The 12,611-nt window shown below is 46.1% G+C and carries 13 protein-coding genes; 7 read left to right on the plus strand and 6 right to left on the minus strand.

Translation table 11 applies throughout. From position 1 onward, the window contains the following. The first annotated feature begins 37 nt into the window (after positions 1–37). A complete protein-coding gene (locus SPL68_RS15760) occupies positions 38–1,138 on the plus strand; it encodes an alpha/beta hydrolase (RefSeq protein WP_323816126.1) in 1,101 nt (366 codons plus the stop codon). 11 nt (positions 1,139–1,149) lie between these two features. Here the strand turns inward: SPL68_RS15760 and SPL68_RS15765 are convergent, their stop codons facing one another. The 4 genes from SPL68_RS15765 to SPL68_RS15780 form a co-directional block, all read right to left on the minus strand. Then, positions 1,150–1,554, minus strand: a complete 405-nt coding sequence (locus tag SPL68_RS15765; protein ID WP_323816127.1) for a VanZ family protein — start codon at positions 1,552–1,554, stop codon at positions 1,150–1,152. Between the two features lie 48 nt (positions 1,555–1,602). Continuing rightward, a complete protein-coding gene (gene mobA, locus SPL68_RS15770; protein WP_323816128.1) occupies positions 1,603–2,226 on the minus strand; it encodes a molybdenum cofactor guanylyltransferase MobA in 624 nt (207 codons plus the stop codon). A gap of 187 nt (positions 2,227–2,413) precedes the next feature. Continuing rightward, complete coding sequence (locus SPL68_RS15775) at positions 2,414–4,114, minus strand: GMC family oxidoreductase (protein WP_323816129.1); 1,701 nt, start codon at positions 4,112–4,114, stop codon at positions 2,414–2,416. 2 nt (positions 4,115–4,116) lie between these two features. After that, complete coding sequence (locus SPL68_RS15780) at positions 4,117–4,710, minus strand: gluconate 2-dehydrogenase subunit 3 family protein (RefSeq protein ID WP_323816130.1); 594 nt, start codon at positions 4,708–4,710, stop codon at positions 4,117–4,119. A gap of 272 nt (positions 4,711–4,982) precedes the next feature. Here SPL68_RS15780 and pdxH point away from each other — a divergent pair, with 272 nt between their 5' ends. Genes pdxH through tadA form a run of 5 tightly spaced genes read left to right on the plus strand, consistent with a single transcriptional unit; the run spans position 4,983 to position 8,637 of the window. Then, complete coding sequence (gene pdxH / locus SPL68_RS15785) at positions 4,983–5,627, plus strand: pyridoxamine 5'-phosphate oxidase (RefSeq protein ID WP_323816131.1); 645 nt, start codon at positions 4,983–4,985, stop codon at positions 5,625–5,627. After that, positions 5,627–6,604, plus strand: coding sequence for an NAD(P)H-quinone oxidoreductase (locus SPL68_RS15790; RefSeq protein WP_323816194.1), 978 nt, complete (start codon positions 5,627–5,629; stop codon positions 6,602–6,604). The genes pdxH and SPL68_RS15790 overlap by 1 nt, the downstream gene beginning before the upstream one ends. A gap of 8 nt (positions 6,605–6,612) precedes the next feature. Next, positions 6,613–7,827 carry a CaiB/BaiF CoA transferase family protein gene (locus SPL68_RS15795; protein WP_323816132.1) on the plus strand — a complete coding sequence of 405 codons (1,215 nt, stop codon included), beginning with the start codon at positions 6,613–6,615 and terminating at the stop codon, positions 7,825–7,827. Positions 7,828–7,837: 10 nt separating this feature from the next. Further along, on the plus strand, positions 7,838–8,107 hold the full coding sequence (locus tag SPL68_RS15800; RefSeq protein ID WP_323816133.1) for a DUF1653 domain-containing protein: 270 nt from the start codon (positions 7,838–7,840) through the stop codon (positions 8,105–8,107). Beyond that, a complete protein-coding gene (gene tadA, locus SPL68_RS15805; protein WP_323816134.1) occupies positions 8,107–8,637 on the plus strand; it encodes a tRNA adenosine(34) deaminase TadA in 531 nt (176 codons plus the stop codon). The genes SPL68_RS15800 and tadA overlap by 1 nt, the downstream gene beginning before the upstream one ends. A 302-nt stretch (positions 8,638–8,939) precedes the next feature. On the opposite strand, the gene ppnN is transcribed toward tadA, so the two are convergent. Beyond that, a complete protein-coding gene (gene ppnN, locus SPL68_RS15810) occupies positions 8,940–10,343 on the minus strand; it encodes a nucleotide 5'-monophosphate nucleosidase PpnN (protein WP_323816135.1) in 1,404 nt (467 codons plus the stop codon). 218 nt (positions 10,344–10,561) lie between these two features. Between ppnN and SPL68_RS15815 the strand changes: the two genes are divergently transcribed. Next, on the plus strand, positions 10,562–11,230 hold the full coding sequence (locus tag SPL68_RS15815) for an alpha/beta hydrolase (RefSeq protein WP_323816136.1): 669 nt from the start codon (positions 10,562–10,564) through the stop codon (positions 11,228–11,230). Between the two features lie 39 nt (positions 11,231–11,269). Here the strand turns inward: SPL68_RS15815 and SPL68_RS15820 are convergent, their stop codons facing one another. After that, a complete protein-coding gene (locus tag SPL68_RS15820) occupies positions 11,270–12,349 on the minus strand; it encodes a beta-N-acetylglucosaminidase domain-containing protein (protein ID WP_323816137.1) in 1,080 nt (359 codons plus the stop codon). Positions 12,350–12,611 lie beyond the last annotated feature (262 nt).

The raw sequence follows: 12,611 nt of genomic DNA on the forward strand, positions 1-12,611 counted from the left end.
AAAAAGGCCAGCAATTGCTGGCCTTTTTATTTTTGGCATGAAATTTCAGTTTTATTCACATAAAAATCCAACTATAAATAAAGATAACAGGCATAAAATTTCGGTGACCTCCCTTGCTGATGAGAGAGCATCTATGAAAATTTTCAGTTCATTTTTTCGTTTTTTGAGTTTGCTAATGTTTGTTGTGTTGGCTTGTGGATGCCAAACAATAACGACGATTGAAGATCCGAGGAATACCTATACTGCTGAAACTACTTACCAAAAGTTAATTGGTGAATATCCATTTATTTCAGTTGCCAGTCGTTCAGTACCAGAAACGGTACGAGAAATAAAAAACATTACTTATGTACGATATGGCAAGCGCGCATTGCAATTGGATTTATATCTCCCTAAAACCAAGCAGCAGACTATTCGCCCGGCAATTGTGTTTGTTCATGGCGGCGGATGGCGGTCTGGCTACAGAGTTAATTTCACGCCTTTTGCTATTGCTATGGCAGAGCGGGGATATGTTGCTGCAACAATTAGCTATCGCTTATCGGGCGAGGCGCAATATCCTGCTGCAATTCACGATGTAAAAGCGGCAATCCGTTGGTTGCGCACTGATGCGAAAAAATATGGCGTTAATCCTGAGCAAATTGCGGTGGGTGGCGGCTCTGCTGGTGGGCAAATTGCTAACCTTACCGGCGTGACCAATGGTCTTGATAAGTTTGATCCGCAAAGTGCTAACTCGCATGTATCCAGTGATGTGCAGGCAATAGTAAATATTGATGGATTATCAGATTTTACGTCTGAAGCGGCCAGATTCCACGAAGATGATCCACGTAAAAATCCGTCTGCGGCCGGTGCTTGGTTTGGTGGGCGATATGCCGAAAAGACCGAGCTTTGGCATGAAGCATCACCCACATTTTATGTAAATAAAAATACGCCGCCGATTCTATTTTTGATCAGTGCCCAAGCACGATTCAGTGTTGGGCATAAAGAGATGATCGAAAAAATGAAGCCGTTTGGAATTCCTTATCAAGTTACTCAGATCCCTGATTCGCCTCATTCATTTTGGTTGTTTGATCCTTGGTTACAACCATCGGTAGAGGCGGTAGTGAAATTTTTAGATCGGCAATTTATGCCTGTGCAACATTAAATCGTTCGATATTAATTGTTGTCGCTGCTCAATGAATTTCTGTTGTTGATATTCCAGTAGAGCAGTTTTGCAAATGGCGTAATCGTTTTTTCCAGAAGTACAACAATCAGCAAGCCTAGGATGACACCGCCACTATTCGCGAGCATATCGCTCAAGCTAAACGTGCGCGGTGGATTAAAGTGTTGACCAATTTCAATCGCAAAAGAAAATGCGATCAAAAATGCCGCACGTTGCCACAGTGGCCACAAAGGGCGCGCAAAACTAATTGAAACCGCAGCCACTATGTAACCTGAAAAATGCATCAACAGGTCATTAAATACGGGCACTGTGTTTTCGGGGTGAGGGGTTAGGCCGAGATAGGTGTAAATGGCGAGCAAGCAATAAAACTGCGTAATACATAATAAACGCCAAAGCATAATCAGCTTCCTGTCTTCAAAAAGATAAGTAGAGGGCTTTCGATCTTATCACTTAACCAATGCAGCAATAGGTTCGGCAGAGTAAAGATCTTGCGGGACATTAATATTAAAGAAAGGGTCGTAGCTTTCGGTTGAAAACTCGACTTCGACTGCGTTCTGTTCTTTGATCCAATCTTGCAGGCGTGGCATTTCGCCAGTTTGCAGTTGTTGTTCTATTTGATCGATCAGAGATAAATTCCAGAGCGCGAAGGTGGGGTGTATGCGATTGTTGGATTTGGCTACCGCCAAACGTGCCCCTTGCTTGGTCACTGCATCAAGCAAATCTGTAGCGAGATGAGTAGGGAAGAACGGCGTGTCAGAGGCAAAGCTTACCAACCATTGTGTTTCCGGGGTATTAGTTTGCATCCAGGCTAAACCGGCGTGAATGCCGGCGAGAGGGCCGAGATTGTCAGTGTAAACGTCAGCAACTACCGGCAAGCGAGTGCGGGCAAAACGCAGGCTATTACCATTGGCGTTCAGAAGTAACGTTAATACCTGTGGTTGGGCGCGTTCAATTGTCCTTTGCAATAGGGTTTTGCCCGCAAGTGGCAGCAGGCATTTATCGCCGCCACCCATGCGTTTGGCGAGCCCACCGGCAAGGATAATACCGACCAACGATTGGGAGTTGCTCATAGATAATTTGGGCTAGGTCAGAGTCATGATTCAGAATCAATGAGTACCGCGCATCTTTGTGCTTGGCGCGATAATCATCATTATCTCATAACAACTAGTGTAGCCGTTGGATGGACTCATCACCATGCTTTTTGCATATAGGATACGTCAGTGTGTGGATTGGCCACACACTGACGTATCTATCAACTCAAAGCTTACCCGCCAAAATTTGCTTATGGGCATAGTCCACAGCGCGTGCAGTTAATGCCATGTAGGTAATGCTCGGGTTTTGCGTTCCCGAGCTGGTCATGCAGGCGCCATCGGTTATAAACACGTTGGGCACATCGTGCATTTGGTTCCATTTGTTCAGCACACTGGTTTTTGGGTCGTGCCCCATACGTGCTGTGCCCATCTCATGGATACAAGCTCCCGGTGCGGTGGCGCTGTTGTATGAGGTGATATTGGTACAACCTGCAGCCTCCAACATTTCTATCGCACACTTGACACCATCTTCACGTAGCTTGTGTTCGTTGTCGCGTAGCTTGGCATCAAAGGTGATGAGCGGCATCCCGTGCGAGTCGGTTTTGTCAAAGTCGAGATACATGCGGTTTTCATGATAAGGAAGCATTTCGCCAAAGCAGGTCATCCGAATATTGTAAGCACCCGGTGAAAAGATCACTTCTTTTAAAGCTTTGCCAAAAGCGCCAGCAGGTGCATTTGTTATACGCTGCGCACTTCCTTGATAACCGAAACCACGCAAGTAATCTTTTTTGATGCTTTGCTCATCAATATTGGTAAAGCGGGGGATGTAAAACCCGGTAGGTTTTCGACCGGAATAGTAAGTCTTTTCCAGGCCAGGCAGGGTACCTGAAGCGCCCATGCCGTAATGATGATCCATAAGGTTATGGCCAAGCTCTCCACTGCTATTTCCCAGACCATTAGGAAAGCTTTCCGAGCGGCTGTTTAGCAGAATAGCGGTGGTGCCTACTGTGCTGGCATTACAGAAGATAATGCGTGCGGAAATATCGGATTGCTCACCAGTGATCGCATCTTTGATGCGTACTCCGGTCGCTTTTCCTGTTTCTGCATCGTAAGTGATTTCTTGCACAATACTGTTAGGGCGCAGGCTTAAATTACCTGTCTCCTCCGCGACTGGTAATGTTGCCGATAAGCTGCTGAAGTAAGCTCCAAATGGGCAGCCGCGAATGCAGCGATCGCGAGACATGCACTGACCGCGTTTGCCTTTATGTATTTCTGGTTTGTATTCGCTCAGGTTTGCAACGCGTCCGGGAGTTACTACGCGTTCGGGAAATTTCTCTGCTACGCTCTCGCGCAAATGCTGCTCAGCACAGTTGAGCTGGAAGGGTTTTAAAAACACGCCGTCGGGCAATTGTTTTAAATCTTCTTCTTGTCCGCTGACTCCCACAAAGGTTTCGACGTAATCGTACCAAGGCTCGATATCGGCGTAGCGAATGGGCCAGTCAATGGCGATGCCTTCTTTCTTGTTGGCTTCAAAATCGATATCGCTCCAACGATAACATTGGCGTCCCCACATGATTGAACGCCCACCTGTATGGTGGCCGCGGATCCAATCGAAGCGTTCAACTTCCTGATAGGGATACTCATTGTCTTTGTTGATCCAGTGTTTGTTGACCTGTCTTACCCACCAAGATAAACGGTTTTGTTTCTCATAATGATTGGTGATTTCATCTTGGGGTACGCGATCCTCATGGGGCAGGTCCCAAGGGTCCATCATGGCTGTGGGGTAATCTCCATGCCCCACGCTACGGCCGCGCTCAAGTACCAGTGTTTTGTAACCTTTGGTGCAGAGTTCCATTGCGGCAAAACCACCGCTAATACCTGAGCCAATTACGATTGCATCAAAATCGGTTGCTGTAGTTTTTATCATTGTTAGAGTGTCCAGGCTTTGTTGTTGACTTCATCGACTGAAATACAGGGGTTGAATGATCCGGGAATGGGTAAATAATTTAAAAAGTTTTTACCTATCTCTTCAGTTGTCAGGTAATAGGCGATGACTTGCTGTTTGAATTCTACCAACGCCTTTTTTGCACTCGTCGTAGCGTTGCTTTGATCCAGCACAAGTGATTGCAGTATTTCGATTTGAGCCGCTGATTCGGTCTGTAAAAATTGCTGCTGATTCAGATAATTTTCCAAGGCTAGCCAGTCGCGTTTAAATGCAGCTTGATAGCTGGAATCAAAAACTTGCCCGAGCATGGAGTCGAGTGTGATGTGTACTTTTACATCGGTTGCAGAAGGGCTATCGGTGCGCGGTAAAATGATGTCGGCCAATAAACCTACGAGCGAAAATTGTTCGGGTGTAAAAAAGTGCAAAACTGTGGAGCTGGAACTGATTTCTGGGTTTTTTGCCTGATTTTGTTCGGTTGACCGCTCTGAGCAGCCCGACAAAATTGCACTTGCGAGTGATGCGGAAACGGCACTGCCGGTAATCCAAGCTGTGTACCTGAGGACTTCTCGTCTATTCATGGGGTTGCCTATAAGGAAGTGTTTTTATTGTAAATTAATTGGCGATGGAGTTTTTTGCTCGGCTCAATCACCATATAGTCAATATATACATAAGCTGCTGCTGGTGTAAATTAGGCGGCGATTGATGTAATCGTATGCGGGGCGGATTCGGTTGAAAAATGCAGTCTATACGTAACAAAAAGCGTACTAGCATGACATTTCTTAACAAGATGCTATTTCTGAAATTTAGAGAAAAGCATGAGCGATTTTGACTTTTGTGCTGTGGAGTTTGTATGGATTTAAAACTGGAAGATTTTCGCCGTGAATACACTCAAGGTGGATTAGAGCGTGATGATCTTGCGGATAGCCCGCTCGAACAATTTGATCGCTGGATGCAGCAAACCATCGCGTCCGGTATACCTGATCCTAGCGCTATGACCATCGCGACAGTGGATGCAACAGGGCAGCCATCGCAGCGTATAGTGCTCTTGAAGCACCTCGATGAAAGCGGCTTTGTGTTTTACACCAATCTTAATAGCCGCAAGGCGCAAGAGCTAAAACAAAACCCCAAAATCAGTCTGCATTTTCCCTGGCACTTTTTGGAGCGGCAGGTAAAAGTCTGTGGTGTGGTTGAGCAGTTATCCAAAGCCGAAGTGCTGAAATATTTTGTGACCCGCCCGCGCGATAGTCAGCTGGGTGCTTGGGCATCACAACAAAGCAAACCGATTTCATCGCGTGCATTGTTGATGCAGCAATTTGAGTCCATGAAAAATAAATTCGCCAAAGGCGCTATACCTCTGCCAGATTTTTGGGGCGGTTTTCGTGTTAAGCCCCATCAAATTGAATTCTGGCAAGGCGGCGCTGCGCGTTTGCATGATTGCTTTCAATACAACTTACAGGCCGATGGTGCTTGGTCAATACAGCGCCTTGAACCATGATGAAATTTATCGCCTTAAAAAATCCCGGTGATGCATCGCAATTATTTATCAGCGAAGGCGAAGCCCCATCACCCCAAGCCGATGAAGTGCTGATTCGTGTTTACGCTGCAGGGATTAATCGCCCCGATGTATTGCAGCGTTTGGGTTTATACCCGCCGCCAGCAGATGCATCGCCAATATTAGGTTTGGAAGTCGCTGGTGAGATTGTTGCCTGTGGTGATGCTGTACAGCGCTGGCAAATTGGCGATAAGGTTTGTGCTCTGGTAAACGGTGGCGGTTATGCCGAATACGCCTGTGCGCCTGCCGTTCAGTGCTTACCTATTCCAAACGACTTTTCCTATGTGCAAGCCGCTGCATTACCCGAAACATTTTTCACTGTATGGCACAACCTGTTTCAACGCGCACAGTTAACCGCGGGCGAAGCCCTTCTGATTCACGGCGGCACCAGTGGTATAGGTACTACTGCTATCCAATTGGCCCAAGCATTTGGTGCGCAGGTGTTTGCAAGCGCAGGGTCGGCAGAAAAATGCAGCGCGATTACTGCCTTAGGTGCTACCGCGATTAATTATCGGGAGCAGGATTTTGTTGCTCTTATCAAAGAAAAAACGAATGGGCTGGGCGCGAATGTCATTTTGGATATGGTCGGTGGTGATTATATCCAGCGCAATTTTTCTGCAGCCGCAAAAGACGGGCGCATTGTGAATATTGCTTTTTTACAAGGCAGCAAAACAACAGTCGATTTTATGCCATTGATGCTGAAACGTTTGACGCTCACAGGCTCCACTTTGCGTGCGCAATCATCAGCGGCCAAAGCAGTCATTGCGGCAGAACTTGAGCGTCAGGTTTGGCCATTGCTGGATGCACAAAAAATAAAGCCGATAATCGATTCAGTATTTCCCTTTGAGCAAGTTACTGATGCGCACCTGCGGATGGAATCCAGTCAGCACATAGGCAAAATAATTCTCGATTTACTGTGATAAACACTATGAATGATAAAAAACGTCGCCCACTAGATGGCATTCGCGTAATAGAAGTAGGGCAGTTGCTTGCTGGCCCATTTGCGGGCTGTATGCTCGCGTACTTTGGTGCAGAGGTCATAAAAATTGAGCCGCCTGAAGGTGATCCAATCCGCGGTTGGCGAGTATTGGAAAATGGAACATCGCATTGGTGGCGTAGTATCGGGCGCAACAAAAAAAGTATCGCGCTGGATTTGAAAAAACCGGAAGGACAAAAGATCGCGCGGCAGTTAATTGATACTGCCGATGTCGTCATTGAAAATTTTCGCCCGGGCGTGATGGAAAACTGGGGGCTTGGGCCGAAAGAAATAAAGCAAACAAATCCGCGTTTGGTTTATGCCCGAATTTCCGGTTACGGCCAGACTGGCCCCTATGCAAGCAAGCCGGGTTTTGCCTCGGTATGTGAAGGTATGAGTGGTTTTCGCTATGTAAATGGTTTTCCTGATCAAGCGCCGGTGCGTCCTAATCTCAGTATCGGCGATACTATTTCTGGTATTCATGCTGCGCTTGGCATCACTCTGGCACTACTGGAGCGAGAGCGAAACAGTGAAGAAGGGCGGGCTGGTGAAGGGCAGGTGGTTGATGTTGCGCTTTATGAGTCTATGTTTAATTTAATGGAAGCAGTAATACCGGAATTTTCTGGCGCAGGTGTTATCCGCGAGCCATCGGGTACGACTGTGACGGGAATTGTGCCGACCAATACTTATCGCTGCAAAAATGGAAAATACGTGGTGATTGGCGGTAATGGTGATTCCATCTTTCAGCGTTTGATGGAAGTTGCAGGTCATCCTGAAATGGCGCGCGATCCACGCATGGCAAATAATGCCGGGCGCGTTGCTCATGAGTTGGAGATCGATAATGCTTTGGCTGCTTGGTGCATGAGTAAAGATTCCGATGAAATTTTGCAATTGCTTGAACAGGCTCGAGTGCCCGGCGGGCCTATTTATAACGTGCAAGATATGTTTGCTGACCCGCACTTTAATGCACGCGGAATGTTCGAGCAGGTAGAGATCAATGGTAAGCCGTTAAAAATTCCAGCGATCTTGCCCAAGTTGTCCGATACACCCGGTCGCACCGATTGGCCGGGCGGTGAAATCGGCAGTCACACGCAAGATGTATTGCAATCTGTTTTGAATTTATCACCCTCGCAAATCGAAGCATTAAAACAACAAGGTGTCATTTAAGGTAATTGCTATGAAGTTGAAAACTGGTTTGTATCGCCATTACAAAGGCAATGATTATTTTGTATTTCAGGTGGCGACTCATAGCGAAACGCGTGAAGCTATGGTGTTTTATCGCTGTTTGTATGGTGACTACTCCTGGTGGGTTCGCCCCTTGGAAATGTTTTTGGAAACCGTTGAGCTTGCCGGTGAAACCATTCCCCGTTTTCGCTTTGTGCGCGCCTTAACTGAGCAGGAATTGGAAAGCTATTTATCTCCTTTGGTGGAAGTTAAAAATCCGTGATGAATGAGCAAGAATCCAATAGTGAAGCAGATGCTATTTTTTCTGAGCAAGACGAGTATTGGATGCAATACGCTATGGATTTGGCGGCAAAAGGTGAGGTGCTGGGCGAAGTTCCGGTTGGAGCGGTGATTGTTCAAGATGATAGTGTTATTGGCGAAGGTTTTAATCAGCCGATTACCAGCCATGATCCCACTGCCCATGCAGAAATTATCGCGCTGCGCCAAGCGGCGGCACGCATAGAAAATTATCGTTTAATCGGCTCGACTATTTACGTTACTTTGGAACCTTGCACTATGTGTGTAGGGGCTTTGGTGCATGCGCGTATTGCGCGTTTGGTATTCGGCACTACTGAAACCAAAGCGGGCGCTGTGGTGAGTAAATCCCGGTTATTGGATAGTGATTATTTTAATCATCGGGTGGAATATGCAGGCGGGCTTATGGCACAGCAGTGTCAGCATCAGCTAAGTCATTTTTTTGCAATGCGGCGTGAACAAAAGCGGCAGGAAAAACTGAATTCCAGAAATGAGTAGGGGGCGCTACGCGCCCCCATACAGATACTATCCTTAAGTAGAAGTAGTCAATTTGCGTCGACTTTCCCTTCGATTCCCTGACCGCCTATCCTCCTGCGCTAGCGCAATCCTTTGATGTCTCCGACATCGCGTCCCTAAACAGGTGGGCGCATCCATTGACCTTTCCTGGCCAGCTCACATCATTGTCTACTTCCTTGATGTGGCCATTATCTGGCGAAGGCTGGCGACAGGATAGTCGCAAATGTCGCTAGTTTTTGTGAGACATTGACTACAACCTAGATTTTACGGGTCTATCAAAAACGTCATTTTATAACTTTATAACAGGGGATGTACTCGCGCCCCGGAAGTTTCATCCTGCTTTGGCGAGCAAAGGACTCTAACAACTCGTCCACCGGATGCATGATTTCGTAATCACCATGTAGCTCGAAGTGGCCGTGTTGCTCAATTGCACGGATACCATCTTCTTTTACATTGCCTGCAACTATGCCTGAAAAGGCGCGGCGCAAATTGGCAGCTAGCTGGTTGACCGGTTGGTTTTTGTGCAGCTCCAGATTGCGCATGTTTTCGTGCGTCGGCGCAAAAGGTTGTTGCAGATCCGGGCTGATTTTTAATTGCCAGTTGAAGTAGTAGGCATCATCACTGTGTTTGCGGAATTCGCGTACTTTTTTAATCCCTTCTTTCATTTCATTGGCTACAGCAGCGGGGTTATCGATGATGATTTTGTAGTGTGCTTGGGCTTCTGCGCCAAGAGTGTCGGCAATAAATTTATCGATACGGGCAAAATATTCTGCCGAGGTTTCCGGGCCGGTAAAAATAAGCGGAAAGGGAATGTCTTTGTTATCCGGGTGCAATAACAAACCGAGAATATACAAAATTTCCTCAGCAGTGCCAGCGCCGCCGGGAAAGACAATAATGCCGTGACCAAGACGCACAAAGGCTTCAAGGCGTTTTTCAATATCGGGCATGATGGTCAGCTGATTGACGATCGGGTTAGGTGCCTCGGCTGCAATAATTCCCGGCTCGGTGATGCCAATGTAGCGACCGTTATTGATCCGTTGTTTGGCGTGACCGATAGTCGCACCTTTCATGGGGCCTTTCATCGCACCGGGACCACAACCGGTACAAATATCCAGCCCACGCAATCCTAATTGATAACCGACTTCTTTGGTGTAGTCGTATTCAATACGATTGATGGAGTGGCCGCCCCAGCAGACCACTAAATTAGGGTCGAGGCCAGGTTTTAATAAGTTGGCATTGCGCAGCATGTGAAAAACAGCGTCGGTAATGCCTTCAGATGTGCCGATATTAAATTTGGGATTGCGATTGAGTTCGTCGTTGTTGTAAATCACGTCGCGTAGCACGGTAAATACATGCTCGCTGATGCCGCGAATCATTTTGCCATCAACAAATGCATTGGCCGGTGCATTTTTAATGGCAAGTTTGATGCCGCGTTCCTCCTGCACGATGCTGATATCAAAGTCTTTGTAGCGTTCAAGCAGTTCTTTTCCATCATCCAAATCGTTGCCGGTATTGAGTACTGCGAGTGCACAGCTGCGGAATAATTTGTACAGGCCGCTTTGGCTGGAATCCAATAGTTTGGCAACTTCTACTTTGGATAAAATATTGAGGTTGTCGGTGGGAGTGATAAGTGCGCTGACTGTTTTATATCCATTATCTTGATCGAAGGGTTTGTCGTAGTTGCTCATAGTATTCCTTAGCATCGAGGATGCGGTGGTGTAGCTGTGTGGTACTCATCGCCAGTGGATCTTTGTTAAACCTATAGTTCCAGTGTAGTGTTATTTTTTAGAATCTGCTTATAAGCAAGCTTGCTCAATCAAATAATTGCCAGCAAAATTACATGTGAATAATTTTTGAACAAAAAGTAATCGTTTTGCTTAACAAAAAGTGCTTAAAGAGAATAGTTATGGAATATTTACCCTGTGTTGAAAGATTGAATCAGCCGCAATCGCCTGTCACTGCCAGCATCATTTGGTTGCATGGATTGGGCGCGGATGGAAATGATTTTGCACCTTTAGTGCCAGAGTTGCATTTACCTAAAGAATTGTCTGTGCGATTTATTTTTCCGCACGCGCCTAAAATTCCAGTCACGATTAATGCCGGGCATGTGATGCCTGCCTGGTACGACATTTTGGAAATGAATCTTGAGCGCAAAGTTGATGAAGCTCAATTGGTTGCCAGCGCAGATGCTGTACAAAAGTTGATTGAGCGTGAAATCACCCGTGGTATCGCTGCAGAAAATATTATGTTGGTTGGTTTTTCCCAAGGTGGGGCAGTGGCTTATCAAGCTGGATTGACCTATGAGAAGCCGCTGGCAGGATTGTTAATTCTCTCAAGTTATTTTGCGACCTATGCTTCGGCGACTATCAATCCTGCGAATCAGACTACACCAATATTAATTCAACACGGCAGTCGCGATCCGGTGGTGAATGAAGCGCTTGGGCAACGCGCTTATCGTTATCTTCAGGATCGCGGTTGCAATGTAAGTTATGAATCCTACCCAATGGAACATACTGTGTGCATGGAGCAGGTTGAATCTATGTCCAAATGGATTCAATCGCGTTTAATGAAATAAATATATCCAGCAATAGAATAATAATCTTAAGAGGTTTATCTATTCGGTCAGGCACGCAGGGTCGAATAGATACTCATCATTCAGCCAAGCCAGTATTTCTTGAACATAAGGATTGCTTCCGAACTTTTGATAAGCGATACGCAGCGCTTGCCGCTCTTGTTCGGTCATTTTTTTTAGCCCTGCATCTTGCAATAGATTTATATCTTTCTGTAATTGGTTTGTCAGTGTTTCACCACAAAGGTCTGTGCACGTACGAAAAAAGGCTGTTTCAGCTGAATAGTTTTCTCTCTGTTGATATGCCAGTGGCAGACTCGCTAAAGGGATTTTTGACAACCATGCTTGATTCATTGGGTTTACTGCATGACCAGCTACTTTTTCTGCCAGTTGGCTATGGCTTTGATCAAATGCACGCAACTGCAATAGATTTGATTTTACTGCGCCATCATTAACCGGGTAGTTGTCCCATAAGAAAGGCTTGCGGCCAATTAACTCTGTTACCTGTTCAAGGTGCTGGGTTGGGTATTGGGTTGAGCAGACTTTTTCGCCAGTCCAAAACATATCGATTTTTTTATCCAGATTTTGTGAAAAAGTTTGCCAATAGTTTTCTGGCATAGTTCCAAAAACACGTTCCAATACCGGATCAAAGCTGTAATAGGTTGGGCAAAAAATAATTTTTTTTGCGTTGCTGATCTCTGCGGCTTGATGGGCGATATCAATTTGAATTTGTGCGAGATCGGGAATGTCGCCGCGCATGTCGTCAAACAAAATGCAGAGAATATCGGGTTCAAGCTGATTGATCTGTTGGATGCGTTTATTCAGCTGGTTGAGTTGATCGCGCGAATTATCCAGATAAATTTCATGCGGGCTAAGACCAATGCCAAATTGTACGTTTGCCGAGCGATAAGTCTCGCGCAAATCGGAAAGTTGATCTTTTGTCTCGCTCGGCCAGTCTTGTTGCCAGAGAGTGCGAAGATTTTTGTCGCTTTTTGGTGCATAGATATAAAAATCGTATGCGTTTTGCGCAAGAAATTGCGCATAGTTTTTCCTGTCTTCCCGGCTCCAGCTGCGACCAAAAAAACCTTCAATTATACCGATGAGTGGTGTGTGATTTTTATTCATAAAGAAGTAGGTGTTCTCAGTGTGCTGAAGAATTAGTTAATCGGTGTTTACTGGGAGTGGTCGATGCTTTTTATGTCGGGCAATGGCGTCATTTTGCCGTGCAAAACCTGCATGTTAATTGACACTCAAAACCCATCTGCCTATCATAGCGGCCTTTTTCGGCAGCGCAATTTATGCGGCAATTAAGCTGATTTTGCGTTGTTAGTGCGCAATGTTCACTGAAAATCTTGATGTGAAATTTCGACGCAATTGCGACTTGCCA

Origin of the sequence: Cellvibrio chitinivorans, assembly GCF_035117775.1 — a bacterium.
Taxonomy (GTDB): domain Bacteria; phylum Pseudomonadota; class Gammaproteobacteria; order Pseudomonadales; family Cellvibrionaceae; genus Cellvibrio; species Cellvibrio chitinivorans.